Below are 25,760 nucleotides of genomic sequence, written 5' to 3'. Positions count from 1 at the left end.
GGTGGAGCAGCCCGGTAGCTCGTCAGGCTCATAACCTGAAGGTCGCTGGTTCAAATCCAGCCCCCGCAACCAACACGCTGACACCGATAAACACAGACCGACAAACACACCGACATCGCCGCACACCACCGCAAGCCCGCTGGCCACCATGCCCGCGGGCCTTTTGTCGTTCACGCCAGCAGATGGGGCAGACCAAGCGCGGAAACATCGCGCGGTCAGTGCAATCGCCCCGACGGACGAGAGCAGGTCAACGGGCACCACACCGCCCCCGCCGGCAGGGGAGGGGGCTTCGCACCAATCCAATACGCGACGGCCGTCAAATGCAGAGCAGCGAGCTTCGGTTGAACCAAACACTTCCTCCGCTCGTGCGCCGGTTCACCGCGAGGCGGGCTCACGAGAGGGCTCAGCGATCAGCAAAAAGCCCGCGTCTCGACTTTGAAGTGAGACGCGGGCCGGGGCAGGATTAGTAATCCGAGAGAAAAAACTCTCTGACCTCTGACTCAGGGAAACACGTGTCCGCCGACGATCCGCAGGCCGACCTCGCGGCCGGCGGCGAGGCGGGCGGTGTCGGCGGCCTCCACCACGACCACCTTCGCGCCGGGACGGTCGATCTCGATCCGCTGACGTCCTTGCGTCCGGTACGAGGAGCGCACCGTGCCCGTGAGATGGGCGGTGTCCGCTTCGGCGAACTGGAGCTGCCAGGGGCGAGCGTAGAGCTTGACCGGTCCGACCAACCCCTCTGGGGCCGTCAGCGGTGTGACCCTTCCATTCACCAAGACTTGACCGTTCTGGGCGATCGCTTCGACCTCGATCGTATCACCCAGGAACTTTAGCACCGTCGGCGAGACCGGGTTCTCCTGCACCTCGTCCGGCGTGCCGACCTGTTCCAGGCGGCCGCGGTCGAGCACCGCGACGCGATCGGAGAGTTCGAGCGCTTCGTCCTGATCGTGGGTGACGAAGATCGTCGTCTGTCCGGTGCGGTCGTGGATCTCCCGGAGCCAACGGCGCAGATCCTTGCGCACCTGCGCGTCGAGCGCGCCGAACGGCTCGTCCAGCAGCAGTACGCGAGGTTCCACAGCAAGGGCGCGGGCGAGCGCGATGCGCTGGCGCTGGCCGCCAGAGAGCTGGCTCGGGTAGCGGTCGGCAAAGCCGGAAAGCTTAATGAGGTCGAGCAGATTGCCGACGCGGCGCTTGATCTCGGCCTTGTCCGGCCGCTCGGAGCGTTTCCGGGCGTTGAGCCCGTAGGCGATGTTCTGCGCCACCGTCATATGCTTGAACAGGGCGTAGTGCTGGAAGACGAAGCCGACCGCGCGCCGCTGCACCGGCACCTGCGTGGCGTCGTCGCCGCCGAAGATGATCCGGCCGCGATCGGGGAAGTCGAGCCCGGCAATGATGCGCAGCAATGTGGTCTTGCCCGAGCCCGAGGGGCCGAGCAGCGCCAGCAATTCGCCCGCCCGCACGTCGAGGGTGAAATCGTGCAGCACCGCCGCCGTCTCGAAGGTCTTCGAGACATCCTCGATCCGGATCGCCGTCGCCGCTCCCGCCAGATCAGTGGCGGCGGGCCCCCGCCGCGATGTCGTCGGCGTAGCGCCATTCGAGGACGGATTTGACGGCGAGGGTGACAAGAGCGAGCCCGGCAAGGAGAGAGGCGACGGCGAACGCGGCAACGAAGTTGTACTCATTGTAGAGGATCTCCACGTGCAGCGGCAGCGTATTGGTGAGCCCGCGGATATGGCCGGAAACGACCGAGACCGCGCCGAACTCGCCCATCGCGCGGGCGTTGCAGAGCAGGACGCTGTAGAGCAGGCCCCAGCGGATATTGGGTAACGTCACAGTCCGGAAGGCGTGCCATCCGGAGGCGCCGAGAGTCAGCGCCGCCTCTTCCTCCGCCGTGCCCTGCTCCTGCATCAGCGGGATGAGCTGGCGGGCGACGAAGGGAAAGGTGACGAAGATCGTCGCGAGTACGATGCCGGGCACCGCGAAGATGATCTGAATGTCGTGCTCGACGAGGAAAGGGCCGAACAGGCCGCGCGAGCCGAAGACCAGCACGTAGATCAGACCGGACACCACCGGCGAGACCGAGAAGGGCAGGTCGATCAGCGTCACGAGCAGGTTCTTGCCGGTGAACTCGAACTTGGCGACGGCCCAGGAGGCCGCGACACCGAAGACGAGGTTGAACGGCACGGCGATCGCCGCGACGATCAGGGTCAGGCGGATCGCGGCCTGCGCGTCGGGCTCGGAGAAGGCGGCGAGATAAGCGCCCCAGCCCTTGGCGAGCGCCTGCGCGAACACCGTGAGCAGCGGCAGGACGAGGAAGAGACCGAGGAAGGTCAGCGCGACCGCGATCAGCAGCCAGCGCACGACCCGCCGCTCGGTGACGACGCTGGCAGGGAGCCGCAGCGTCTCGTCCCGCGCCGTGTCGGGGCCTTGAGCGAGCGCCTCAGACATAGCCGAACCTCCGCCGGCTCCAGGCCTGGATCAGGTTGATCGCGAGCAGGGTCACGAAGGAGATCCCCAGCATGATCACGGCGATGGCGCTCGCGCCCGCATAGTCGAATTCCGAGAGCTTGATGACGATGAGCAGCGGCGCGATCTCGGAGACGTAGGGCAGGTTGCCGGCGATGAAGATGATCGAGCCGTACTCGCCGACGCCCCGGGCGAAGGCGAGGGCGAAGCCGGTCAGCACCGCCGGGATCAGCGGCGGCAGCACCACCCGCGTCAGTGTGGTGATCCGCGAGGCGCCGAGGATGGCGGAGGCCTCCTCCACCTCCTTGTCGATCTCGGCGATCAGCGGCTGCACCGTGCGCACGGCAAAGGGCAGGCCGATGAACACCATGGCGATGAAGATGCCGACCGGCGTGTAGGCCGCCTCGATGCCGATGCGGGCGAGCTGCGCGCCGACGAGCCCGTTCGGGGCGTAGAGCGAGGCGAGGGCGATGCCCGCCACCGCCGTGGGCAGGGCGAAGGGCAGATCGACCACGGCGTCGGCGAGCTTGCGGCCGGGAAAGTCGTAGCGGGTCAGCACCCAGGCGACGATGCCGCCGAAGACCGAGGCCGTGAGCGCGGCGAGCAGCGACACGCCGAAGCTCACGCGCAGCGCACTGGCCACGCGCGGATCGGTGGCGACGTCCCAGATGCCGGACAGGCCGAGACCCGACGCCTTCACCACGAGGGTGGCGAGCGGCAGCAGCACGATCAGGCTCAAGCAGGTCAGCGTGTAGCCGAGCGTGAGCCCGAAGCCGGGAATCACGCTCCTCTGGCGAAAGCGCCGCCGGGGTTTTTCAGGTTCGCCCATGCGGTCAGCGTCCGGCCCGGCTCAACTGGTCGAACAGGCCGCCATTGTCGAAATTGGCCTTCTGGATCTCGTCCCAGGAGCCTTGAAGATCCTCGATCTTGAACAGCTTGATCTCGGGGAGTTGCGCGAGATCCTCGGGCTTGGCGGCCTCGCGCTTGATCGGGCGATAATGGTGCTTGGCGAAGATCGCCTGCGCCCGGTCGCCGTAGAGGAACTGGAGATAGGCCTCGGCCTGCTTGCGCGTGCCCTTCTTGTCGACATTGGCCTCAACGAGGGCGACCGGCGGCTCGGCGTAGATCGAGGTCGGCGGCACGACGATGTCGAACTTGTCCTTGCCGAACTCCTCCAGCACGAGGAAGGCTTCGTTCTCCCAGGTCGGCAGAACGTCGCCGAGGCCGCGCTGGGCGAAGGTCACGGTCGAGCCGCGAGCGCCGGTGTCGAGCACGGGCACGTTCTTGTAGAGCTGGCCGACGAAGGCGTTGGCCTTATCCTTGTCCCGGCCGTCCCGCTCGTAGGCGTAGCCCCAGGCCGCGAGGAAGTTCCAGCGCCCGCCGGCCGATGTCTTCGGGTTCGGGGTGATGACCTTCACATCCGGCTTGGCGAGGTCGTCCCAATCCTTCACGCCCTTCGGGTTGCCCTTGCGGACGAGGAACACGACGGTCGAGGTGTAGGGCAGGCCCTCGTTCGGGAGCTTGGTGCGCCAATCCGCCGGGATCTTCTTCGAGATCTTGGCGATGGCGTCGATGTCGGAGGGGATGCCAAGGGTGACGACATCCGCCGGGATGCCGTCGATGACGGTGCGAGCCTGCGCGCCCGAGCCGCCATGGGCGGCGCGCACGGTGATCGTCTCGCCGGTCTTGGCCTTCCACTCCTCGGCGAAGGCCGCGTTGATCTCGCGGTAGAGCTCGCGCGTCGGGTCGTAGGAGACGTTGAGGATCTCGCTCTGCGCCTGGGCGCTGCCGCCGGATGCAAGGCAGACGGCCATCGCGAGACCGAGAAGGACCGCGCGACGATAGGGTGCCGCGCCGGGCTTGATCGGATGTCCGTCGAACACGTCGTCTCGCCTCCATATCGCGGGTCGACACCCGCTACTGGCGACGGAGTGTTCGTTTTAAAGAACGATGTCAAGCGCAGCGCCACGTTGGATGCTTGATGTTCATTTCGAAGATGATGTCGCGCGCAGATCGTCCGAGACGATTGTTCTCCTCGCCGCCGGCGCTATGGAGGGAATTTCTCTCGCGGAGCGTTCTTTTGAAAGAACGTTTTCGGGGATGGAGCGCGGTGTCAGGCCGAAGCCCATTCGACCGCCATCCAGACGCCGCGGGCGATGATGAACCACCACGTCACCGTGACGGCCAGGGCCCCGAGCAGGCCGAGGGCCGCGAAGCGACGCTGGAACGGATTCAGGATGGCTTCGAAAGCGCTCTTCATCGCGGGACGTCTTCTCATCGCGTCGGTGGCTCGGTCTCGAAAGGGATGCCCGCCGTGCCGCGTTGGCCGTGACGGCGTGCCAACGCGAAACATTCAGGGCCCTCTCGGGTCGTCTTGCCCCTGCCGTGGCAAGTGACGAACCAGGGTTGCAACGAGGCCGCTGCCTCGACCGGGCGTACCGCCGCGGGACCATCGCGCCGGGCTTCGGATTTGCAGCGATGCGGAGGACCGTCCCGATTTTGGACGCTCCGATCGGCCCTCGAGAAAGCTTTTGGAAATGTCGTTGCCCAACCTCGCGAAGAACGCCTCGGATCGCGACCTGCAGCCGATCCTGTTCGGATTGCTCGAGGACGGGTCCGGCGAGGCGCGCTTCGCCGGCGCCGGGGGGGCGTTCGAACCCGTCGGTCCATCGTCGGAAGCAGGGTGGTTCTCGCCCTCCCGCGACTGGTACGGCCGCTGGGCGGTGCGGCCCCTGCACGGCATCCTGAAGCCGGATGCAACGCGGGGGGAGCGCGTCGTCTGCCCGGAGGACATCGTGATCCTGGCCCCGCGTCGGTACACCCGGCGCGCCTGAGAGGTCACCGCCGCGCTATGCGCCGCGCGCGCCATCCCTTAAGCTCGGACCATGGAGAATCACGAGCTACGCGAGTCGCGGGCGGCCCTCATCCTGATGGGCGTGGCGGTGCTTGCCGTGCTGCTGTTCGGAGCGGTGACGCTGATCGTGCAGGCGGCGGGGTGAGCGGCTTCAGCTGAGCGAACGATTCGCGTCCTGCAATCCAAGGGGCGAGCCCGCCTCTTGAGAGGCGCTCATGTGCGCGGAGCGTGCCGCCGCTTCACGTCTCTCACGGAAATTCCGCCACGGCTGCGGCCCCAGAAGAAAGATGATCGCCAATTGGGAGTTTAGTGGCGCACGCTCAGTCCGAGAGCGCGCGGAGCTGCCGGTCGAGCGCTTCCAGGGCGCGGGCCTGATCCGGCTCGGGCTCAGGGCCGCTGACATAGGCGAGCGTCACCCGGGCGATGCGCAGAGCCGTCGCGAGATCGCGACCTTCGCGCTGCGCCTGCTCGATCACGGTGGCGACATCCGCCATGACCTGGGCGTTTCCCTCGTATCCGCGCATCGTCTCCGGGTCATCAATGTCCGGGCCGCCAACCGTGCGGCCCTGCGAAAGCGTCGTCGTGTCCCGAAAGCCGGCGATCAACGCTCGGGACGACGCGCCATCCCTAACATTTTCGCCCGGTTGATGAAATGCGTGGGCCGCCGGGCCCTGTGCACCAGACATCTGCGCAGGCATAGTTGCCGCGGGACGAAACGGGAGCACCGCAGAATGGACGAGCAAGGATCGGCCGGACACGCGGTATTCGACGTGGCCGAGAGCGTACGCCGCCTCCCCGAGACTTCGGCGACCATGGTGGCCGACCACCGCTTCACCGACGACGAGGCGGCCAGCGCCCGCGTCTTCCGGGTCTACCGGCCGACGCCGCCGCACTATCACACCACCTGCGACGAGTATCTCTACGCCCTCTCGGGCCGCTGCCGCATGCAGTTCGGCGATGCGGCGCCGGTCGAGGTCGGGCCGGGCATGCTCGTGTTCTTCAAGCGCGGCGTGGTGCATTCCGTGCCGGAGATTTTGGAGGAGCCGGTGGTGTTCCTCTCGGTCGACACGCCCCGGCGCGGGCCCCGCGACATCCAGTTCGTGGAAGCGGGAACGGGCACGCCGGACAGCTTCATGCGGCAGTCCGATTGAGTGTCTCTCACAAAACTCCCGCTGCGCCGGCAGGCCCAGAGGGGACACGTTCGGTGATCGGAAGTTTTGTGAGGCACTCTGAGCCTCACAGCACCTCGCTGCCGGCCGGCGCGGTGTGGTGCGTGCCCGTTACCTCGGCGGCGCTCTGGAACAGGCGGTCGCTCGTCAGCTTCAGGAAGTAGAAGCCGAATTCCGGGTTCTGATAGTAGAGTTGCTTGACCTCGGAATAGGACAGGCAGCGCGCGGTGCCGGCCTCGACGCAGGCCAGCGAGCCGGTGCGGCGATTGCCGGGCGAGAGCATGCCGAGTTCGCCGACGATCTGGCCCGGCCGCACGTCGAGGCCGTGCTCGGCGATGCGGAAGCGCCCGCTCTCGATCAGGTACATCTCCTGGGCCAGGTCGCCCTTCAGGAACAGCACTTCGCCGGCCCTGAAGCGCCGGGAGGTGCCGAAGGATTTCAGCCAGTCGAGGGAAAGGTCGCCGGAGGCGGCCCGCTCGGTCTCGCGCACGAGGCGGACCATCTCGTAGAGCCGCCACGCATTGAACGGGATCTGGATCGCCTCGGTGAGCATCACCGGCACGCTGCCGATCAGGTAGCCGTATGTGATGACGGCGCAGCTCGCGCACAGGGCCACGATCCGCAGCGGGATCATCGTCCCCATCGCCGAGGAGGCGACGGTGAGCGCCGTCCCGAGATAGCCGATGGCTTCGACCCAGTTCATTGCGTCCCCCGACGTTCGGCCGGCCCTCGCTCCCGCGGGCGCTCCTGCGCGTTTGTCGCACCGGCGGTTCGCCCATCCGGGTGGGGGATGCAAGTGCGCGAGCGCTCAGGCGCTCGCGCGCCGTGGGGTACGATCGTCGGCGAGGGTGTCTGCGACGCGATCGGCCGCGCGCTGCCCTTCCTCGTAGGCGCCGCCCGTCGTGCCCCATTGCGCACGGGAATTGGCCTCGCCCGCGAACCAGATCCGCTCGCCGACCGGCTCTTGGAGCGTCGTCCGGGCCGGGGCATGTCCGGGGGGAACCACGGCCCAGGAGCCCCACGACCAGGGATCGTGCCGCCAAGCGGTCAGGGCCGGGATCGCGAGGTCGGCGAGGGCGCTGCGGCCGAAATGCTCGGCCAGCACCGCGCGGGTGAGGCGTCGCGCCCCGTCGGAGCCGGAGCCGGCGGCGTCGAGGGCGCGGGCCAAGGCTGTGTCGAGCTCGAAATAGTGGAACGGCGTGCCGTCGATCCGGGTCAGCATCCCCGGCGGCTTGTGGCGTCCGCCGACTACGCTGGCGAGCCGGTCGTTGCCCCGGAACGGCGCCGAGGGCCAGTGCAGCACGACGTGGTCGTAGATGCCGGACAGGAAGCCGTCGATGGCCGCGCGGGTCCGTTCGGGCAGCGGTGGATCGAAGCGGAAGGCCGCCTGAAGCACCGGCATCGGAACGGTGACGATGACGGCCCGCGCGGCCAGTCGCCCACCGTCGGCGAGTTCGACGCGCACGCCCGGCCCCGACCAATCGAGGCCGGCCACGGGGCATCCGAGCCGGATCGGCAGCCCGAATGCCAACCGAGCCAGATAGGCGCCGTAGCCGCCAGCGATGAAGAAGTTGTCGCCGTATTCCAGGCTCGGCCAGTCGTGCAGCGACACCTCTTCGAGGGGTCGGCCCGAGACCAGGGCGTGAACGCCGGCGATGCGCTGGCGCCAGGGCCCGAGATGACGGGGCAGGGCACCGGAGGCTGGCCCGTCCTGCGAGCGGGACGCCGCACCCGTGATCGCCCGGTCGGCGACGTCGAAGGCGCGGGAGAAGGCGGCTTCCTCATCCGCACGGGCCGGGCGCCGGCCGATCCAGAGATGCTCGTGCTGCGCGGCCCGCCGCAGGGGTTCGCCGCGGCTCCGGGCCAGGGCGACGAGGGGGTTGATCGGTCCGGCATGCAGCCAGTGCGCACCGAGATCGATCGCGTGGCCGCGCAGCTGCGTCGTCACCGCGCGTCCGCCGACCCGCCCGCGCGCTTCCAGAACCGCCACCGACAGGCCGCGCTCGATCAGCCGCCGGGCCGACGCGATCCCGGCGGCGCCCGCGCCGATCACGATCACGTCGGGCGCGGCGGGCACGGGCGCGCCGCGGGGCTCGACGGTCGGGCGGAAGCGGGCATGCTCGGGGGGAGGGCGCATGGTCTCGACGCGGATCCGGGAGGGCAGCGACCCTCATCTCGTCCGCTGAGCCGGCCGCGGCAAGCGTTCGATCGCCGCCTTCCGTCGCTCAGCGCGCCGGCGCGGCACCGTTCGGATCGAGCACCTCGACCGTTCCGGAGCGGTCGCCACCCGGCCGCGGGCTTCCGGTGAGGGTGAAGATGCGGCCCTTGTAGGTGACCGCGCCGAAACCGTGACGGGCGGTGGGAAGCCGGGCCAGGGCGCGCCAGAGATTGCCCGGCAGATCGAAGGCCTCGACCTCGTCATAAGTCTTGCTGTTCGATTCGCCGCCGATGACGAAGACCTCGCGGCCGAGCACGGCGGAGGCGACGCCGCTGCGCGCGGTCGGCAGGGGCGCCGCCTCGCTCCAGGCGTCCCGCGCCGGATCGTAGACCTGATTGGCGGAGAGGTTCTTGCTCGAATCGCCGTCGATCCGGCCCCCACTGGCGACGAGGCGGCCCTCCACCGTCTGCACCGCGAGATGGTCGCGGGGTGTCGGCAGGTCGGCGGCCTTGCTCCACGTATTGTTTGCCGGGTCGTAGACCTCGTGCGAGCGCACATTGCCGCGTCCCGAGCCGCTGCCGCCGACGACATGGATTGTGTCGCCGAGCGGTGACGCTCCGCCCGCGGCCCGCGGGGTCGGCATCGGCGCGCGGGCCTCCCAGGCTTTCGCCTTCGGATCGTACGCCCAGACCTTGTCGCTCGCCTCCCAGCCGTTGACGTAGCCGCCGAACACGTAGATTCGCCCGCCCTGTTCCGCGGCCATGGTGTGGTGGACGGGGTAGGGGAAGGGTGCGCCCTTGCTCCAGCGATCGGCGGCGAGATCGTAGATCAGCAGCTCGGTCGCGCCGTTGTAATCGCCGATGACGTAGGCTTTGCCGTCGAGCGCCGCGACCGCGACCTCGGAGCGCTCCGCCGGGGCGGAGCTGGCCCCCGCCCAGGCGCCGACCTCGTGGGCCGTGGCGGGACATGCGGCGAGCAGGGAGCCGAGCAGGACGAGACGGGGGAGGGACGGGCGGGCCATGGGCGGGTCTCCGGCGGAAGTCTCGGTGGGCATCTGTATTGGCTGGCAACGTCTCAACCGCGCTCAGGAGCCGCGCTTCGTCAGGCTTTCCGGAAAGGCGGGGCTTGCGCCATCCACGCGGAGTGGCGAGAACCCGCCTCGGGTGGGTGCGGATCATCGAGGGGATCGAAGGGCACGATGCTCATCAAGGCCGCTGCCGCCGCTATGCGGCAGGTATTCTCCCCCGCCCTGCGCGGCATCCTGTTCAAATCGCTGGCGCTCACGATCGGGCTGCTGGTGGTCGCGTGGTTCGGCCTGACGCGCCTGATCCAGGCCTTCCAGGCGAGCCACCACATCTCGGCCGACTACCCGTTCCTCGACACCCTGGCCTTCTTCCTGGCCGGTGCCGGGCTGTTCGTGGCCCTGGCCTACATCATGCCCGCGGTGTCGATCCTCGTGGCCGGCTTCTTCCTCGACGACGTCGCCGAGGTGGTCGAGCACAGCGATTTTCCCGGCGACACGCCGGGGCGCGCCTTGCCGTGGGGGCAGGCGCTCGGCTCGGCGTTCCGCTTCGCCGGCCTTGCCCTGATCGTGAACCTCGTGGCGCTGATCCTCGTCTTCGTGCCGGGGGTGAACCTCTTCGCCTTCTTCGGCGCCAACGCCTACCTTCTCGGCCGCGAGTATTTCGAGCTGGCTGCCGGCCGTTTCCGCTCCCTTCCGGAGGCGCGGGCGATGCGCGAGCATCACGGCTTCACGGTGATCGCGGCCGGCTGCCTGCTCGCCGGTCTGATGATCGTTCCGATCGTCAACCTCGTGACGCCGCTCTTCGGCGTGGCGCTGATGGTCCATCTTCACAAGGGCCTGGAACGCCGGGCGCTTCCCGGCCGGGCGGAGACCAATCCCCGCTTGCCGAACCGGCGCTGAGACACCGCGCTCACGGACGATAGGACGCCCAATTTGAGCGAGGTCGCGCGGCCGCGCGCAGCGCGTCCGTGGTGCAACGCAGCCCGCTGCGCGGCCTCCGGCAACCGCGTTCCGTCGGCCGGACCGAGGGGCAAAGGGCGGTTCGGGTTTAATCCCCGACGGTGCGTGTGCCTCGGCACCTCATGCTCAAGCTCGATTGCCTATATCAGTAATACCAGAGGACAAGACCGCGCTTCTCAAGAGAATGCGCAGAACGAGAGAAAGTGAACATCACATGAAGACCCGAGTTGCCGCCGTCGTTGCCGCCGTCATCATCGGCGTGACCGCGCCGGCCTCTTCCGTGATGGCCTTCGACCCGAGTGCTCGCCCCGCCGCAGCCGCCGACGTGGCGGTCACGGGTTCGCTCGGTGTCCACGACAGCCCCATGCACACCGCCTGCCCGATGAGCTCGGCGGCCGAGGGCAACGCGAACCAGCAGAACTTCCCGGTCAAGCAATATGGCCAGACGTCGGGCGGTACGCGCTGCTGAGCCTGGGGCGCCGAACCCAGGCGCCGCGAGGCTGTGATATTGTGCAAGTCGCCATTTCAAGTGGAACTTTATCGACAATAGTGGCCGCGACGGCCTCACATCTTCGCGATTCGAGATACACTTCATCGTCTCGGCGCATTTTTCTTGCACTCTCGACGGAATGACTGAGCGTTTCTGTCGTTGATGCTAATGACCGGGCCTCACTGGCCCGGTTTCTGCCTCTCCCTCCGCCTGCCAGGCAGTCGGTCATTCCGCGGTGACGCGGGGCTGACGCCGCAGGTTGGAGCCACCGACCGTAAGGAGTTGACTGAGCATGCAACTAAAGCCCTTCTCCTACGCCATGATCGCCGTTTTCGCCTGCGGCCTCGTGATGACCTTCGTCGGCTCGATGAACGTCCTGCTCGGCGGCATGTAATCGGCAGAACGGGCGAAAAGCCCGCTTCTCCTCATCCGTAGAGAACCGCGGCACCGGCCCCCCGGTGCCTCGGTCCGAGTTTCGGAAGCAATATCCCCCCGGCGTTCGATGGCCGGTGGGCGTGGGAAGGGTGGCGATCTCGACGCCTGGGCCAGGGGCACGGAACCGCGCCGCAGATCGGTTCGGTTGACGCGCCCGCGAGACGGCATCGAGCCCGTGTCCGCGCTTCTCAAAGCCGCCGGGTCATGCTATCGCCCCCAACACGATGCCGCTCCAGCGGAGGCGTGCCGGCCAGCCGGTCGCCTGACTGAGATGCCATCGGCGGGTGTAGCTCAATGGTAGAGCAGCAGCCTTCCAAGCTGAATACCCGGGTTCGATTCCCGGTACCCGCTCCAACTTTCCTTCTCCGATCCGTCTGAGCCTCCGCAGCCGTTCCGTCCCCGTCGGAACGCACCGCTTCGGCTTTGCCGCGCTCCGGCCTCAGCCCGTCGGCGTACGGAGCGGGCCATAGGTGGCGCTGTAGCTGCGCGGGCCGACGACGGGCAGCAGAAGGTTCCTCGCCCAATCCGGCAACCGCGCCGTGCGCGATAGACGATCCGTCATGGTTTGGACATGCGCAACGCGAGGGCGCCGCAGCCGCTCATAGTCCGGTCCGACCTGATCCCAATCCGCGCGCTCCGCCAGCAAGCGGGCCAGAACCCGTGCATCCTCCAGGGCGAGCGCGGCGCCCTGGGCCCAGACCGGCGCGGTGGCATGGGCCGCGTCGCCCAGCAGGACGACGCGGTCGCGGGTCCAGGCCGGGATGCGAACCTCTTCCAGCGGCGAGTGATAGACCGCATCCGGTTGCGACAGGACCGCATCGAGCGTGTCGCACACCAGGCGGGGAAAGAGCGCGAATGCAGCACGGATCGCGGCCGGATCAGCGCCACGCTCCCGCCCCGTACTCACCGAGGCCCAGCCATAGGCTTCGCCGCGATCGACCGGAATGAGCAGGAACAAGGCACCCGCTCCCGCCCACAACGTCCAGGCCTCGATGCCGGGATTGGACGTCATGAAACGCCAGCTCTGGGACGCCAGCATCGCCGCGCCGAGGGCCTGTTCCCCGAACAGGCTGCGGCGGACCGCCGAGTGAACGCCGTCCGCACCGACGAGCAGCCCGCCGCTTTCCGTCGAGCCATCGGCGAGTTCGGCCGTGACGCCCTGCGGCTCCTGCCGAACGGCGGCGATCTCGACGCCTTGGCGGATGTCACCCGGAGGGCGATCGCCCTGCAACAGGCGCAGCAGGTCGGTGCGGCGCAGGCAATGCGGCCCGGTTTCCGTACCCCAGAACGCGGTCTCGTCCACGGCGAAGAGGAGGCGTCCGCGCTCGGTGCGGTATTCGCGGCGCTGCACCGGCGAGCCGACCGCGCGGAGGGCATCGAGCAAGCCGAACTGGCTCAGCGCCCGCACCGCATTGCCGGGCAGATTGATCGCCAGCCCCGCATCCGCCTGCACGCCGCGCCGCTCCAGCGTGAGCGAGGGGATACCCTGCTGGTGCAGGGCCCGCCGGACGGCGAGACCGGCGATGCCGCCCCCGGCGGCCGGCCTGTTGCGTGTCCATATGTCCTCGCGCCCGTACCGGCACCGTTGCCCGCATCGTGCCATCCGCCGACGCGTGTCGGGTAGACCCGGCAGGGCGCATCGATGCAAGCCCGGAGCGGCCGGTGCCGTCTCAGTGCGGGGTTCCGGTTTCGTCGCGCGTCTCGTAGGGCCATTTCCAGCCCTGGATCTCGGGCATGTCCTCGCCGTGCTCGCGAATGTAGAGCTTGTGCGCGGTCAGGCGGTCCCGGAACGCCTGCTTGGCGCCTGCCGCCCGCGTCACCAGCCCCGGCACCCGGTCGATCGCCTCGATGGCGAGGTGGAAGCGGTCGAGTTCGTTCAGCACCACCATGTCGAACGGCGTCGTCGTGGTGCCTTCCTCGATGAAGCCGCGCACATGCATGTTGGCGTGGTTGGCCCGGGAATAGGTCAGCCGGTGAATGAGATAGGGATAGCCGTGATAGGCGAAGATCACCGGCTTATCGCGGGTGAAGAGGCTGTCGAACGCGGTATCCGTCAGGCCGTGCGGATGACCCCTGTTCGATTGCAGCGTCATCAGATCGACCACGTTGACGACCCGGATGCGAAGGCCGGGAACAGCCTGTTTCAAGAGATCGACGGCGGCCAGGGTTTCGAGCGTCGGCACGTCGCCGGCGCAGGCCATCACCACATCGGGTTCGAGCCCGCTCTCGTCCGTCCCGGCCCAGGGCCAGATGCCGATGCCGGCCGCGCAATGGAGCGCGGCCTCCTGCGCGCCGAGCCATTGCGGCTGCGGCTGCTTGCCGGCGACGATCACGTTGATGCGGTCGTAGGTCTTGAGGCAGTGGTCGGCGACCCAGAGCAGGGAGTTGGCGTCCGGCGGCAGGTAGACCCGGACGATATCGGACTTCTTGTTGGCCACGAGGTCGATGAAGCCGGGATCCTGATGGCTGAAGCCGTTATGGTCCTGGCGCCAGACATGGGAGGTCAGGAGGTAGTTCAGCGAGGAGATCGGACGTCGCCAGCCGAGTTCGCGCGACACCTTCAGCCATTTGGCATGCTGGTTGAACATCGAATCGACGATGTGGATGAAGGCCTCGTAGCAGGAGAACAGGCCGTGGCGGCCGGTGAGCAGGTAGCCTTCGAGCCAGCCCTGGCAGAGATGCTCGCTCAGAACCTCCATCACCCGGCCCTCATGGGCGAGGCTGACGTCGTAGGGCTCGATATTCTCGATCCAGACCCGGTTGGTCGCCTCGAACACGGCGTCGAGACGGTTCGAGGCGGTCTCATCCGGCCCCATGATGCGGAAGTTGCGCGCCTCGGCGTTGAGCCGGACCACGTCGCGGAGATAGCGTCCCAGCGCGCGCGTGGCCTCGCCGACGGAGGCGCCGGGTTGCGGCACGGGGAGGGCGAAATCCTGCCAGTCGGGGACCCGTAATTCGCGCCGCAGGAGACCGCCATTGGCATGCGGGTTGGCGCTCATGCGGCGGTCGCCCTCGGGCGCCAGGGCGGCGAGTTCGGGGCGCAGGCGCCCGGTCGCGTCGAACAGGGTCTCGGGCGCGTAGCTCCGCATCCAGTCTTCGAGGATCCGGCGGTGCCCGTCATCGGTGCGGGCATTGCCGACGGGCACCTGATGCGCGCGCCAGAAGCCCTCCACCCGCTTGCCGTCCACGGTCTTCGGCCCGGTCCAGCCCTTGGGGCTGCGCAGCACGATCATCGGCCAGCGCGGGCGCCGGAAGCCCATGCCGCCGCCTCGCGCTTCGGCCTGGATGTCCTTGATGCGGGCCACCGCGCGGTCGAGCACCGCGGCCATGGCCCGGTGCATGGGTTCGGGCTGGTCGCCCTCGACGAAGAAGGGCTCGTAGCCGAAGCCGGTGAACAGGGCCTCCAACTCGTCGTCGCGCAGCCGGCCGAGGACGGTCGGGTTGGCGATCTTGTAGCCGTTGAGGTGCAGGATCGGCAGCACCGCGCCGTCGGTGACGGGGTTCAGGAATTTGTTGGAGTGCCACGAGGCGGCGAGCGGCCCCGTTTCGGCCTCGCCGTCGCCGACGACGCAGGCGGCGATCAGCTCGGGATTGTCGAACACGGCGCCGAAGGCGTGGACGAGGGCGTAGCCGAGTTCGCCGCCCTCGTGGATCGAGCCCGGCGTCTCGGGGGCGACGTGGCTCGGGATGCCGCCGGGAAACGAGAACTGCCGGAACAGCTTGCGCATGCCCTCGGCATCCTGCGCGATGTCGGGATAGACCTCGCTGTAGGTGCCTTCCAGATAGGTGTTGGCGACGATGCCGGGCCCGCCATGGCCGGGGCCGCAGATGTAGATCGCGTCGAGGTCGCGCGCCCGGATGAGCCGGTTGAGGTGGACATAGATGAAGTTCAGCCCCGGCGTGGTGCCCCAATGGCCGAGGAGCCGCGCCTTGATGTGCTGCGGCTGCAGCGGCTCGCGCAGCAGAGGATTGCCGAGCAGGTAGATCTGCCCGACCGAGAGGTAGTTGGCCGCCTGCCAGTAGCGATCGATCAGGACGAGTTCCTCGCCGTCGAGCGCAGCGGATTGTCCTTGCGGGTTCGTGGATTCGGTCACGGGCTGTCTCCTGGCCGGCGGGGCACGAAGGGCGGCTGCCGGGTTGGCCGCGGCAGCACGGGGAGGGGGCACGGGGTGGCTCAATCTCCGAAGATCACGCGGCGGAAGCGGGCGAGCGCGAAGGCGAAGTAGAGGCTGCCCAGGGCCGCCAGCGCGAGGAGTTGCGGCCAGACGATCGACAGGCCGGCGCCGCGATAGAGCACGGCCTGGGCGAGGGCGACGAAGTGCGGCGTCGGGCTCACGGTCTGGACGACGATTTGCAGCCAGAACGGCATGCTCTCCATCGGCGTGCTGCTGCCCGAAAGAAGCTGCATGAGCAGCAGCACCGGGATCACCAGCAGGCCGAACTGGCCCATGGAGGTGGCGATGGTGCCGAGCAGGATGCCCAGGGCCGCGACCGCGAGGGCGTAGAGGCCCGCGCCGAACAGGAACAGCGCAATCGAGCCGGCGATCGGCACGCCGAGCCACCCTTCCACGACGAAGACCAGCGAGAGCCCGGCTGCCACGAGGATCACGAGCCCGTTGGCGATGACCTTGGCGAGCATGATCTCGACGGGCACCAGCGGCATCACCAGCAGGTGCTCCACGGTGCCCTGTTCACGTTCGCGGATCAGGGCGGCGCCGGTGAGGATCACCGTGAGCAGGGTGATGTTGTTGATCACCTGCATCACGGAGGTGAACCAGCTCGTCTGAAGGTTCGGATTGAACTTGGCGCGGGTGACCACCTGCACCGGCGACGCGATCGTCAGGTCGTTGCGTGAGGCGAAGCTGGCGATCTCCTGGGCGATGATGGTCTGGATGTAGACCGATCCGTTGCCGGCCTGGGTCATGGCCGTGGCATCGACATCGAGCTGGACCGAGGTCGGATGGCCGGACAGCACGTCCCGCTGCAGGCGCGGCGGCAAATCGACGACGAAGACCAGCCGGCCGGTATCCATGGCAGGATCGATCTCGGCGGGGGTGATCGGCACGACCGCCTTGAACAGGGGCGGGTTGAAGGCGCTCACGATCTGCCGCGAGAGGTCGGAATGATCCTCGTCGACGACGCCGATGGAGAGGTTGCGTGCCTCGGTCGAGGCGCCGGAGGCGACGGTGTGGACGGCGATCGAGAAGGCGTAGACGACGAGGAACAGCATCACCGGGTCGGCGCGGATGCTGCGCAGTTCCTTCACGATCAACCGGGCGACGTTCGCGGCATGGGTGCCTAAGCCCAGCTTGGTCCGAGCGGGCGAGGGGGCTTGCGTGAAGGCGGCCATCTCACGCCTCCTGCTTGCGCAGGAGCAACTGCGACAACACGAGGAACAGCAGGGCGAAGCCCGCCAGCACCACGATGTTGAGCCCGAGTTCATCGAAGGGCAGGCCCTTGGTGAAGGTGCCGGCCGTGACCGGCTGATACCAAGCCGGCGGCAGCGAGAGCCCGATCACGCGGGCGCTGCCCGAGAGCGACGAGATCGGGACCAGAAGCCCGGAGAAGTTGACCGCCGGGATGACCGACAGGAGCGCGGTGGCGAAGACCGCCGCCACCTGCGTCTTCATGAAGGTCGAGATGAACTGGCCAAAACCCGTGGTCGCCGCGACGTAGAACAATGTGCCGAGGGCGAGCGCGGTGAACGAGCCCTTCACGGGCACGTCGAACACGATCAGCGCGACCAGGACCAGCAGCACGAAGCTGATCATCGCGATGCCGATATAGGGAAGCTGCTTGCCGACCAGGAACTCGAACTTGGTGACCGGGGTCGAGCGGAAATTGGCGATCGACCCGGTCTCCTTCTCGCGCACCACCGCGATGGCGGACATGATGGCGGGGATCAGGATGAGCAGCAGCATCATCACGCTCGGGACCATGGCGTTGACGCTGCGAAAGGCTTGGTTGTAGCGAAAGCGCGTCTCCACGCTCACGGTCTGGCTGGATGCGCCGCCGCCGGTGCGCTCGATCGTCAGTTGCTGGGCGTACTGACTCGCCAGCCCGGTGACGTAACCCCGGCTGGTCTCGGCCCGGAACGGCATCGCCCCATCGAGCCAGACGGCGACCTCCGGCACCCGGCCGGCCTGGAGGTCGCGGCCGAAGCGGGGCGGGATTTCCAGGGCGATCTGCACGCTGCCGTCGCGGAAGCGCGCGTCGAGTTCGGGCGCGGAATGGATCGGCGGCTGTTCGCTGAAGTAGCGCGAACTGGTGAAAGCCTCGACGAGCCGCCGGCTCTCCGGGCTGTTGTCCTGATCGAAGGCCGAGAAGCGCAGATTCTCGACATCGAAGGAGATGCCGTAGCCAAAGGCGACCATCAGCAGCATCGGGCCGATGAAGGCGAAGACGATGCGGATGGGATCGCGCAGCAGCTCCATCGTCTCGCGCCGGGCATAGGCCCAGAGCCGGCGCGGATCGAACAGGTGGCGCTGCGGCGGCGGGCGCGGAAGCGCGTTCGGAAGATCCGCCGCTGCCGGCTCGGCCGGCGACGCGCGGTCGAGGCCGGCGGCCTCCGCGAGATAGCCGATGAAGCAATCCTCGATCGAGGCGCTCCCGCGCTCGCGCACGAGGTCGGCCGGCGTGCCGACGGCCAGCACCCGGCCGGCATGCATGAGCGAGATGCGGTCGCAGCGCTCCGCCTCGTTCATGAAATGAGTGGACAGGAAGATGGTAACGCCCTCGTCCCGCGAGAGGTCGATCAGGGTGCGCCAGAAGGCGTCGCGGGCGATCGGATCGACGCCCGAGGTCGGCTCGTCGAGGATCAGCATCGCCGGCCGGTGCAGCACGGCGACCGCGAGTTGCAGCCGCTGCTTGATCCCGAGCGGCAGGCTGTCGGGCCGCGCGTCCTTGACGCTCGCGAGTTCGTAGCGGTCGAGCAACTCCCCGATCCGCACCGGACGATCATCCGGCGGGAGGTGGTAGAGCTGGGCGTGCAGTTCGAGGTTCTGGAGAACCGTCAGCTCGCTATAGAGCGAGAAGGCCTGCGACATGTACCCCACGTTGCGGCGCGTCTCGAGATCGTTGCTGCCCACGGGGCGACCGAACAGCTTTGCGCTCCCCTCCGAGGCCGGCAGCAGGCCGGTGAGCATCTTCATCGTCGTGGACTTGCCGCAGCCATTCGAGCCGAGGAAGCCGAAGATCTCACCGCGGGCGATGCGGAAGCTGACGTCATCGACGGCGGTGAAGCTGCCGAAGCGCCGGGTCAGGTGCTCGGCCTCGATCGCCGGTACGGCGTCGAGTGCGGGCGGACGGGGGCGCAGCACGACGGGCTGGTGCAGCGCCTGCTTCTCCGGCGGAAGCAGCGCGATGAAGGCGGCCTCCATGTCGGGCTTGCCCGTCCGGGCGAGCAGGTCGGCGGGGCTGCCGCTGGCGATGACCCGGCCGTCATCCATGGCGACCAGCCACTCGAAGCGCGAGGCCTCGTCCATGTAGGCGGTGGCGACGATCACGCTCATGCCGGGCCGGCGCGCCCGGATCGACCCGATCAAGTCCCAGAACTGCCCGCGCGAGAGCGGATCGACGCCGGTGGTCGGCTCGTCGAGGATCAGGAGGTCGGGATCGTGGATGAGCGCGCAGCACAGGCTGAGCTTCTGCTTCATGCCGCCCGACAGCTTGCTCGCCGGTCGCGCCTCGAAGGGTTCGAGACCGGTCGCGGTGAGCAGGTCGGTGATGCGCTGCCGCCGTTCCCTCGGCCCCTGGCCGAAGAGCCGGCCGTGGAAGTCGATATTCTCGAAGACGCTGAGCGTCGGATAGAGATTCCGGCCGAGGCCCTGGGGCATGTAGGCGATGCGCGCGCCCTCCGCCGCGCGGTGGCGCCGCTCCGCCATGTCGCCGCCGAGCGCCAGAACGGAGCCCCGCTGGATCCGGCGCACGCCCGCGACGAGGGCGAGCAGGGTCGATTTGCCGACGCCGTCCGGTCCGATCACACCGACCATCCGTCCGGCTGGCAGGCTCAGCGACACGTCGTCGAGGGCGACGACCGCGCCGTAACGGTGCGAGACGTGGTCGAGCCGGGTAATCGGGGCCGCGTCGCTCATGCCGGCCTCATGGCAGCTTCACGGCGAGGTCGGGCGGCCACGCGACATCCGCCTTGGTGCGGACGAAGCCCATGCCGCGCACACCGGTCTTCACCCGCTTGCGGTAGGTCTTCAGAACCTGCGGATCGATCTGGAGCTTGATCCGGAAGGTCAGCTTCTCGCGCTCCTCCTCTGTCTCGACGCTTTTGGGCGTGAACTGCGCGTCGGCAGCCACGAAGCTGATCGTCGCTGGAACGACGTATTGCGGAACCGGATCGAGGATGATGCGGGCCTCGTCGTTGAGCGCCAGCGGCCCGGCCTGCGCGGCCGGCAGGTAGATCGTCATGTAGACGTCGGCGAGGTCGAGCAGCGTCAGGATGCGGGTGCCGGCGCCCACCACCTCGCCCTCCCGCGCCAGCCGGTACTGCACGCGCCCGTCACGCGGCGCCCGCAGCACGAGATCGACCAGCACGGCCTCCAGCCGCTGCACGTCGGCCTCGGCGCTCTGCACGGCGAACTTGGCCTGCTCCTCCTGCGCCTTGGCGGCATCGAGGGCGGCCTTGCCCGCCTCCGCCTTGGCCTTGCGCTGGTCGAAGATCTGCTTGGTCATGTAGCCCTTGCCGACCAACTCCTTGCCGCGCTTGAAGTCGGCCTCGGCGAAGGTGAGGTCGCTGGTGCGCTGGGCGATCAGGGCAACCGCCTCCGCGAGGCTCTTCTTGGCCCGCAGCACCTGGGCCTGGGCGCCGCGCAACTGCGCCTCGGTCTCGGGCGAGGAGATCGTCGCGACGACTTGGCCCGCGCTCACCTCGTCGCCTTCCTTGACGAGCAACCGCGCGATCCGGCCCGCATACTTCGCCGCGACATCGACCTGCGTCGCCTCGATGCGCCCGTTCGACTTGGCGATGCCCTCCGGCATCCGCTGGCCGCGCAACCGGTCGATCAACTGCTTCAGGCGCGATTGCGCGAGCGCGGGCGGCGGCGCGGCGACGGCCAAACCCGTGGCGAGCAGGATCGCAAGCAGGGCTCCGCGCGCCCTGAGGCCCGGCCTCGCCCGCCTCATGCGCTCGCCCCTGGCGCGATTCGATCCAGCAGACGCATCGTGTGTCCCGCGATCATGCGCTCTTCGTCGGTCGGGATGATCCAGATCTGCGCCCGGCTTCCCGATGCATCGAGTCTTGCGACGCCCGAGCGGTTGGCGTCATTGTCCAGGATCAAACCGGCCCAACTCAAATCGGCGATGACGCGCTGCCGGATCTCGGGCGCGTTCTCGCCGATCCCGGCCGTGAAGACGAAGGCGTCGAGGCCGCCGAGCGTCACGGCGAGGGCGGCGGCGGCCTGCGCCACACGCCGGCAGAAGAACGCGACCGCCAGGGCGGCCTCGGGCCGGTCGCTGGCCAGCAGCGTCCGCACGTCGTTGCTGAGCCCGGACAGGCCGAGCAGCCCGCTCTCGTAATACAGCATGTGCCCGACCTCGGCCGGCGTCATGCCCCGATGTTCGATGAGGTGCAGCACGACGCCGGGATCGAGGGCACCGCAGCGGGTTCCCATCGGCACGCCGTCGAGAGCGGTGAAGCTCATGGTGGTGTCCTGGCTCCGCCCGCCTGCAAGCGCACAGAGCGAGGCCCCGGAGCCGAGATGGGCGATCACCACGCGCCCGTCCGCCGTCTCCGGGGCGATCTCCCGCAAGCGCCCGGCGACGTATTCGTAGGACAGGCCGTGGAAGCCGTAGCGCCGCACGCCCTCGTCATGGAGGAAGCGGGGCAGGGCGAAGCGATCGGACAATTCCGGATGGCCGCGATGGAAGGCCGTATCGAAACAGGCGACTTGCGGCAGATCGGGCCGGCGCTCGCGCAGCACACGGATCGGATCGAGGTTGCCGAGCTGGTGGAGCGGTGCCAGCGGAATGAAGGTTTCGAGCCGGCGCAGCACGGCGTCGTCGATCAGCACCGGCTCGGCGAAGGCCGCGCCGCCATGGACGACCCGGTGCCCGACCGCGACGATCGTCGCGTCGCCGAGATGGTGCCCGAGCCAATCGGAGAGATGATGCTGGGCCGCTGAAGCATCGGGCACCTCGGCGGCATCAAAACGGCGGTCCTCCAAGACGGCACCCCTCCCGTCCGTCACCCGCAGCGAGGGCGTGCCGCCGATCCCGCTCATCCCCCCGCTGAGGCTCGGCAAGAGATCGGCGCCCTCGATGCGGTACAGCTTGAACTTGATCGACGAGCTGCCGGCGTTCACGACAAGGATGCTGTCGCCCATCTCAACGCCACGCCGGCGCCACGCCATGAGCAGGCGGAGGGACGGCCGCCGGAAACGACGGCATCCGCGCACTGCTTCCCAAAGGGCTATCGTTGGCTTGCTCGGGCAGCGAAATGCAGAATTGCATCAAATTCTTTTCCCTCTCGCGACCGCGTATCCAATCGGGTGAGCCGCTATCGGTTGGACATTGCCGAACGACGCAAACATCCTCCACAGCCAGCAAATGATGATCTCGGGCCTCTCGGTGAAGGCGTAGCAATCAATTGATTGCCAATTGTTCCCGATAACATTTGATGACGGATTGAAATGGTGTGCATGAAGACCCGTGCACCTGTCGTTCAACACGGACAAATCGGTCTGGTTGCGTTGATATGCTGCGATGACGGGACGAGATCTATATCGATTGTTGCCGAGTGCGGGAACCGACGTCGCGCAGCCTGCATTTGCAAAAGCGCAACGCTTTCTACCCCGACTGTTGCGCGCGCTCTCCAACACCCGTCCTTGGGTCAGGCAGGAGCTTTCGGCTCGTATTCCGACAGGTGGTTTCCGACGAGAACAGCAATCGTTTCGCAGAACCCTGGTCTTGCTGCTTCAGCAGACACGCGCGGGCTTAAGCCGAAGTAGGGACCGCTTCAGCGCGCAGGACAATGCGACAGCAGGGTTTGATCACATCAGCCGGTCCGAGGTGGTCGGTCACGATGCGATGGCCATGAAGCCGTCGCTGCGCCCCTGGAGATCATGACGATCGATGCTGCGCCCGCGCCTCATTCCGCCCGCCGACGTCTTTCCCCCGAACCCCTGGGCGGTCGATGCCGTCCGCTACGACGACCGGATGGCGCGCGAACTCACCGGGCAGGCGGAGACGATGTTCGCCCTGTCGAACGGTTATCTCGGGCTGCGTGGGGTCACCGATGAGGGGATGCCGGTCCGTGAGCCGGGCACCTATCTCAACGGCTTCTACGAGTATCGCCCCATCGTCTACGGCGAGCGCGCCTATGGGTTTCCCACGCTCGGGCAAAGCATCCTGAACTGTCCCAATGGGACGGTTCTGAAGCTGTCCGTCGATGACGAGCCCTTCACGCTCCCGGACGCCGAGATCCTGTCGTATCGCCGGGTCCTCGACTTCAGGACCGGCACGTCGAGCCGGGATGTCTCGTGGGTGACACCGGCGGGCAAGCGCCTGCATCTGCGCACGCTGCGCCTCGTCTCCTTCGCGCATCGCCACCTCGCCGCGATCTCTTACGAACTCACGGCCGAAAACGCCGAGGTGGCGGTGGTGATCGCGTCCGAGTTGCGGAACGATCAACCCCTGGCCACCGATACCAGCGATCCCCGTTTGGCGGAGGGGTTCGTCGGGCGCGTCCTGCATCCGACCGGAACGCAGTCGGAGGGGCTGCGCTCGGTCCTCAGCTATCGCACCGGGAGTTCGGGGCTGGTGCTCGGCTGCGGCATGGACCACGCCGTCACGGCCGATTGCCCCCTCGCCGTGCGGGCCACCTGCGACGACGATCTCGCCACTCTCGTCCTACGGGGCGTTCTCGCGCCCGGCGGAGCCATCCGCATCCACAAATACCTGAGCTACCATTACGCCGGCAGCGCAGCGCCCGAGCAGATTCGCTCCCAGGTGGCCTGGACGCTGGACCGTGCGGTCGAGAGCGGCGTCCCCGCGATCCTCGCGCGCCAAAGACGGGACATGGACCGCTTCTGGGAGCGGGCCGACGTGACCGTGGAGTCGGCGAGCCCGCGCACGCAGCAGGTGATCCGCTGGAACCTGTTCCAGTTGATGCAGGCCTCGGAGCGGGCGGAAGGGCACGGCATCGCCGCCCGCGGACTGACCGGGCGGACCTACGAGGGACATTACTTCTGGGACACCGAAATCTACGTCCTGCCGTTCCTGATCTACACGAACCCGCCGATGGCGCGGAGCCTGCTCAAGGTCCGCTACGACATGCTCGACAGCGCCCGCGACCGGGCTCGGGAACTCGGGCAACGCGGCGCGACCTTCCCGTGGCGGACCATCAACGGGCGCGAGGCCTCCGCCTATTACGCGGCCGGTACGGCCCAGTATCACATCAACGCCGACATCGCTTACGCGCTTCGCAAGTATGTGGAGGTGAGCGGGGATGTGGATTTCCTGTGCCGCTACGGCGCCGAGATCCTCGTCGAGACCGCGCGCCTCTGGTGCGATCTCGGCTTCTTCTCCGAGCGGATGGGCGGCCGCTTCTGCATCCACGGGGTGACGGGGCCGGACGAATACACGGCGCTCGTCAACAACAACTGCTTCACGAACCTGATGGCCCGGGAGAACATGCGCTACGCCGCCCAAACCGTGCGGATGCTGGAGCGCGACCACCCCGGCCACTACGATGCCCTCGTGCGCCGCACCGGCCTCGATCCGGACGAACCCGATGCCTGGGATCAGGCGGCCGAGCGGATGTACCTCCCCTATGACGAGGAGCTGAAGGTTCACCCGCAGGACGATACGTTTCTCGAACTGGAAAAGTGGGATTTTGCCGGGACGCCGGACGATCATTACCCGCTTTTACTACACTACCATCCGCTGAACCTCTACCGCGCGCAGGTGATCAAACAGGCCGACATGGTCATGGCCATGTTCCTGCTCAGCGAACAATTCACGCCGGAGGCCAAGCGGCGGAACTTCGCCTATTACGACCCGCTGACCACCCACGACTCGTCTCTGTCCGTCTGCATTCAGAGCATCGTCGCCAACGAGATCGGCCTGCGGGAGAAGGCGTTCCATTACTTCAACTTCGCCGCGGCGATGGACATCTCCGACATCGGCGGAAACATGATGCACGGCGCTCACATCGCGGCCATGGGCGGAACGTGGCTCGCCCTGGTCTATGGCTTTGCCGGGATGCGCGATACGGGCGGGCGCATCACCTTCAACCCCTGCCTGCCCGATGCCTGGGCGGGGCTGAGCTTCACCCTGACGGTGCGCGGACAGACGATCCGCGTCGCGTTGAGCCACGACTCCGCCACCTACAGCCTGGTGGCGGGCGACGGCTTGACCCTCTGGCATGTCGAGGAGGACATCCGCCTGTCGGGAACGGAGCCTTCGGTTACGAAGGCAATCCGCAAGCCGGTCGGGCGCGCCCATGCCGTCGAGCCATGAGGCCGTGCCCCGGATGCTGAGCGCGGTGATCTTCGACGTCGATGGTGTGCTGGTGGATTCGCCCCACGAGCAGGCGTGGCGCGAGGCCCTGACCGGGTTCGCCGATCCGGCCGGCTTCACCACGGCGTTCTACCAAGCCCATGTCGCGGGCAAGCGGCGCCTGGAGGGCGCGCGGGCCGCGCTGGAGCGTCTGGGTGACGCCGAGGCCGCCGCCCATGCCGCCGCGTTCGCGCAGAGAAAGCAGGCGGTGATCGACCGTCTCATTGCCGAGGACCGCTTCGAGGCCTTCCCGGATGCGATGCGCTTCGCGGTCGCGTTGCGGGACACCGGATTGCGCACCGTGCTCGCCTCGTCCTCGAAGAACGCCGACGCGATGCTGGCCCGCGTGATCCTGCCCAACGGGCGCACGCTGCTGTCGCTGTTCGATGCGGATGTCAGCGGCCGCGACGTGCCGCGCGGCAAGCCCGATCCGGCCTTGTTTCAACTCGCCGCCAAAGCCGTGAACGTGTCGCCGGCCCGGTGCCTCGTCGTGGAGGATGCGCCGGCAGGGATCCGGGCGGCGCAGGCCGGCGGGATGGCCAGCCTCGGCATCGCCCGCCTCGGCGACGCGGCCCTGCTGCTTGCGGCCGGCGCCGACCTCGTCGTGACATCCCTGGACCAGATCGATGTCGCCGCGCTGGGTCGCGGGAGCCTTCGCACCCGATCCGCGGATACGGCGCACGACCCGTGACGCGCTA

Annotated in this window: 21 protein-coding genes and 1 tRNA gene; 7 read left to right on the top strand and 15 right to left on the bottom strand. The window is 68.0% G+C overall.

The window, feature by feature from the left end; all coding sequences use genetic code 11:
• Window positions 1-500: 500 nt before the first annotated feature.
• The 5 genes from ASF53_RS06970 to ASF53_RS26260 form a co-directional block, all read right to left on the bottom strand.
• Complete coding sequence (locus ASF53_RS06970; RefSeq protein WP_200943178.1) at window positions 501-1,547, bottom strand: sulfate/molybdate ABC transporter ATP-binding protein; 1,047 nt, start codon at window positions 1,545-1,547, stop codon at window positions 501-503.
• A 1-nt stretch (window position 1,548) separates the two neighbouring features.
• Entirely contained in the window at window positions 1,549-2,448 is a 900-nt protein-coding gene (gene cysW / locus ASF53_RS06965) for a sulfate ABC transporter permease subunit CysW (protein WP_056195980.1), read from the bottom strand.
• Window positions 2,441-3,295, bottom strand: a complete 855-nt coding sequence (gene cysT, locus ASF53_RS06960) for a sulfate ABC transporter permease subunit CysT (protein ID WP_056195977.1) — start codon at window positions 3,293-3,295, stop codon at window positions 2,441-2,443. Before cysT ends, cysW begins: the two co-directional genes overlap by 8 nt.
• A 4-nt stretch (window positions 3,296-3,299) precedes the next feature.
• Window positions 3,300-4,349 (bottom strand): sulfate ABC transporter substrate-binding protein, encoded by a 1,050-nt coding sequence (locus ASF53_RS06955; protein WP_200943176.1) that lies wholly within the window; start codon window positions 4,347-4,349, stop codon window positions 3,300-3,302.
• A 230-nt stretch (window positions 4,350-4,579) separates the two neighbouring features.
• Window positions 4,580-4,726, bottom strand: a complete 147-nt coding sequence (locus ASF53_RS26260; RefSeq protein WP_200943175.1) for a hypothetical protein — start codon at window positions 4,724-4,726, stop codon at window positions 4,580-4,582.
• A gap of 277 nt (window positions 4,727-5,003) precedes the next feature.
• Here ASF53_RS26260 and ASF53_RS06950 point away from each other — a divergent pair, with 277 nt between their 5' ends.
• The gene (locus ASF53_RS06950) at window positions 5,004-5,300 is read left to right on the top strand and encodes a hypothetical protein (RefSeq protein ID WP_056195973.1); all 297 of its coding nucleotides are present in this window, start codon (window positions 5,004-5,006) and stop codon (window positions 5,298-5,300) included.
• A 340-nt stretch (window positions 5,301-5,640) separates the two neighbouring features.
• Here the strand turns inward: ASF53_RS06950 and ASF53_RS06945 are convergent, their stop codons facing one another.
• Complete coding sequence (locus ASF53_RS06945) at window positions 5,641-5,844, bottom strand: hypothetical protein (RefSeq protein ID WP_012605665.1); 204 nt, start codon at window positions 5,842-5,844, stop codon at window positions 5,641-5,643.
• 207 nt (window positions 5,845-6,051) lie between these two features.
• Here ASF53_RS06945 and ASF53_RS06940 point away from each other — a divergent pair, with 207 nt between their 5' ends.
• Window positions 6,052-6,471, top strand: a complete 420-nt coding sequence (locus ASF53_RS06940) for a cupin domain-containing protein (RefSeq protein ID WP_056195969.1) — start codon at window positions 6,052-6,054, stop codon at window positions 6,469-6,471.
• A gap of 85 nt (window positions 6,472-6,556) precedes the next feature.
• Here the strand turns inward: ASF53_RS06940 and ASF53_RS06935 are convergent, their stop codons facing one another.
• From ASF53_RS06935 to ASF53_RS06925, 3 genes are all read right to left on the bottom strand, one after another.
• Window positions 6,557-7,192 carry a cyclic nucleotide-binding domain-containing protein gene (locus ASF53_RS06935; RefSeq protein ID WP_056195966.1) on the bottom strand — a complete coding sequence of 212 codons (636 nt, stop codon included), beginning with the start codon at window positions 7,190-7,192 and terminating at the stop codon, window positions 6,557-6,559.
• Between the two features lie 105 nt (window positions 7,193-7,297).
• A complete protein-coding gene (locus ASF53_RS06930) occupies window positions 7,298-8,626 on the bottom strand; it encodes a flavin monoamine oxidase family protein (RefSeq protein ID WP_056195964.1) in 1,329 nt (442 codons plus the stop codon).
• Window positions 8,627-8,714: 88 nt separating this feature from the next.
• Window positions 8,715-9,668 carry a Kelch repeat-containing protein gene (locus tag ASF53_RS06925; protein ID WP_056195961.1) on the bottom strand — a complete coding sequence of 318 codons (954 nt, stop codon included), beginning with the start codon at window positions 9,666-9,668 and terminating at the stop codon, window positions 8,715-8,717.
• A 177-nt stretch (window positions 9,669-9,845) separates the two neighbouring features.
• Between ASF53_RS06925 and ASF53_RS06920 the strand changes: the two genes are divergently transcribed.
• The 3 genes from ASF53_RS06920 to ASF53_RS06910 all read left to right on the top strand — a co-directional run bounded on the left by ASF53_RS06920 (window position 9,846) and on the right by ASF53_RS06910 (window position 11,910).
• The gene (locus tag ASF53_RS06920) at window positions 9,846-10,571 is read left to right on the top strand and encodes a sulfate transporter family protein (RefSeq protein WP_056195957.1); all 726 of its coding nucleotides are present in this window, start codon (window positions 9,846-9,848) and stop codon (window positions 10,569-10,571) included.
• 274 nt (window positions 10,572-10,845) lie between these two features.
• On the top strand, window positions 10,846-11,100 hold the full coding sequence (locus ASF53_RS06915; RefSeq protein WP_056195954.1) for a hypothetical protein: 255 nt from the start codon (window positions 10,846-10,848) through the stop codon (window positions 11,098-11,100).
• 736 nt (window positions 11,101-11,836) lie between these two features.
• Window positions 11,837-11,910, top strand: a tRNA-Gly gene (locus tag ASF53_RS06910).
• A gap of 85 nt (window positions 11,911-11,995) precedes the next feature.
• On the opposite strand, the gene ASF53_RS06905 is transcribed toward ASF53_RS06910, so the two are convergent.
• The 6 genes from ASF53_RS06905 to ASF53_RS06880 all read right to left on the bottom strand — a co-directional run bounded on the left by ASF53_RS06905 (window position 11,996) and on the right by ASF53_RS06880 (window position 21,887).
• Window positions 11,996-13,159 carry an FAD-dependent monooxygenase gene (locus ASF53_RS06905; protein WP_156635411.1) on the bottom strand — a complete coding sequence of 388 codons (1,164 nt, stop codon included), beginning with the start codon at window positions 13,157-13,159 and terminating at the stop codon, window positions 11,996-11,998.
• Between the two features lie 67 nt (window positions 13,160-13,226).
• Window positions 13,227-15,650, bottom strand: a complete 2,424-nt coding sequence (locus ASF53_RS06900; RefSeq protein ID WP_056195950.1) for a phosphoketolase family protein — start codon at window positions 15,648-15,650, stop codon at window positions 13,227-13,229.
• Between the two features lie 80 nt (window positions 15,651-15,730).
• Window positions 15,731-16,906, bottom strand: a complete 1,176-nt coding sequence (locus ASF53_RS06895; protein WP_056195947.1) for an ABC transporter permease — start codon at window positions 16,904-16,906, stop codon at window positions 15,731-15,733.
• A 1-nt stretch (window position 16,907) separates the two neighbouring features.
• A complete protein-coding gene (gene rbbA / locus ASF53_RS06890) occupies window positions 16,908-19,649 on the bottom strand; it encodes a ribosome-associated ATPase/putative transporter RbbA (RefSeq protein WP_056195945.1) in 2,742 nt (913 codons plus the stop codon).
• 7 nt (window positions 19,650-19,656) lie between these two features.
• Window positions 19,657-20,688 carry an HlyD family secretion protein gene (locus ASF53_RS06885; protein ID WP_056195942.1) on the bottom strand — a complete coding sequence of 344 codons (1,032 nt, stop codon included), beginning with the start codon at window positions 20,686-20,688 and terminating at the stop codon, window positions 19,657-19,659.
• The gene (locus tag ASF53_RS06880; RefSeq protein WP_056196034.1) at window positions 20,685-21,887 is read right to left on the bottom strand and encodes an acetate/propionate family kinase; all 1,203 of its coding nucleotides are present in this window, start codon (window positions 21,885-21,887) and stop codon (window positions 20,685-20,687) included. Before ASF53_RS06880 ends, ASF53_RS06885 begins: the two co-directional genes overlap by 4 nt.
• A 748-nt stretch (window positions 21,888-22,635) precedes the next feature.
• Between ASF53_RS06880 and ASF53_RS06875 the strand changes: the two genes are divergently transcribed.
• Both ASF53_RS06875 and ASF53_RS06870 read left to right on the top strand, forming a co-directional pair.
• Window positions 22,636-25,023 (top strand): glycoside hydrolase family 65 protein, encoded by a 2,388-nt coding sequence (locus ASF53_RS06875; RefSeq protein WP_056195937.1) that lies wholly within the window; start codon window positions 22,636-22,638, stop codon window positions 25,021-25,023.
• The gene (locus ASF53_RS06870) at window positions 25,007-25,753 is read left to right on the top strand and encodes an HAD family hydrolase (RefSeq protein ID WP_056195934.1); all 747 of its coding nucleotides are present in this window, start codon (window positions 25,007-25,009) and stop codon (window positions 25,751-25,753) included. Before ASF53_RS06875 ends, ASF53_RS06870 begins: the two co-directional genes overlap by 17 nt.
• Window positions 25,754-25,760 lie beyond the last annotated feature (7 nt).

The organism is Methylobacterium sp. Leaf123, from assembly GCF_001423405.1.
In the GTDB taxonomy this organism is placed as follows: domain Bacteria; phylum Pseudomonadota; class Alphaproteobacteria; order Rhizobiales; family Beijerinckiaceae; genus Methylobacterium.
This window is presented reverse-complemented; position numbering and strand designations above follow the sequence as displayed.

Excerpts from the sequence above, each read along its gene's own strand:
- cysW (WP_056195980.1), bottom strand. The coding sequence starts at position 2,448 with ATGTCTGAGGCGCTCGCTCAAGGCCCCGACACGGCGCGGGACGAGACG.
- cysT (WP_056195977.1), bottom strand. The coding sequence starts at position 3,295 with ATGGGCGAACCTGAAAAACCCCGGCGGCGCTTTCGCCAGAGGAGCGTG.
- ASF53_RS26260 (WP_200943175.1), bottom strand. The coding sequence starts at position 4,726 with ATGAAGAGCGCTTTCGAAGCCATCCTGAATCCGTTCCAGCGTCGCTTC.
- ASF53_RS06950 (WP_056195973.1), top strand. The coding sequence starts at position 5,004 with ATGTCGTTGCCCAACCTCGCGAAGAACGCCTCGGATCGCGACCTGCAG.
- ASF53_RS06945 (WP_012605665.1), bottom strand. The coding sequence starts at position 5,844 with ATGCGCGGATACGAGGGAAACGCCCAGGTCATGGCGGATGTCGCCACC.
- ASF53_RS06940 (WP_056195969.1), top strand. The coding sequence starts at position 6,052 with ATGGACGAGCAAGGATCGGCCGGACACGCGGTATTCGACGTGGCCGAG.
- ASF53_RS06935 (WP_056195966.1), bottom strand. The coding sequence starts at position 7,192 with ATGAACTGGGTCGAAGCCATCGGCTATCTCGGGACGGCGCTCACCGTC.
- ASF53_RS06930 (WP_056195964.1), bottom strand. The coding sequence starts at position 8,626 with ATGCGCCCTCCCCCCGAGCATGCCCGCTTCCGCCCGACCGTCGAGCCC.
- ASF53_RS06925 (WP_056195961.1), bottom strand. The coding sequence starts at position 9,668 with ATGGCCCGCCCGTCCCTCCCCCGTCTCGTCCTGCTCGGCTCCCTGCTC.
- ASF53_RS06920 (WP_056195957.1), top strand. The coding sequence starts at position 9,846 with ATGCTCATCAAGGCCGCTGCCGCCGCTATGCGGCAGGTATTCTCCCCC.
- ASF53_RS06915 (WP_056195954.1), top strand. The coding sequence starts at position 10,846 with ATGAAGACCCGAGTTGCCGCCGTCGTTGCCGCCGTCATCATCGGCGTG.
- ASF53_RS06905 (WP_156635411.1), bottom strand. The coding sequence starts at position 13,159 with ATGGCACGATGCGGGCAACGGTGCCGGTACGGGCGCGAGGACATATGG.
- ASF53_RS06895 (WP_056195947.1), bottom strand. The coding sequence starts at position 16,906 with ATGGCCGCCTTCACGCAAGCCCCCTCGCCCGCTCGGACCAAGCTGGGC.
- rbbA (WP_056195945.1), bottom strand. The coding sequence starts at position 19,649 with ATGAGCGACGCGGCCCCGATTACCCGGCTCGACCACGTCTCGCACCGT.
- ASF53_RS06885 (WP_056195942.1), bottom strand. The coding sequence starts at position 20,688 with ATGAGGCGGGCGAGGCCGGGCCTCAGGGCGCGCGGAGCCCTGCTTGCG.
- ASF53_RS06880 (WP_056196034.1), bottom strand. The coding sequence starts at position 21,887 with ATGGGCGACAGCATCCTTGTCGTGAACGCCGGCAGCTCGTCGATCAAG.
- ASF53_RS06875 (WP_056195937.1), top strand. The coding sequence starts at position 22,636 with ATGCTGCGCCCGCGCCTCATTCCGCCCGCCGACGTCTTTCCCCCGAAC.
- ASF53_RS06870 (WP_056195934.1), top strand. The coding sequence starts at position 25,007 with ATGCCGTCGAGCCATGAGGCCGTGCCCCGGATGCTGAGCGCGGTGATC.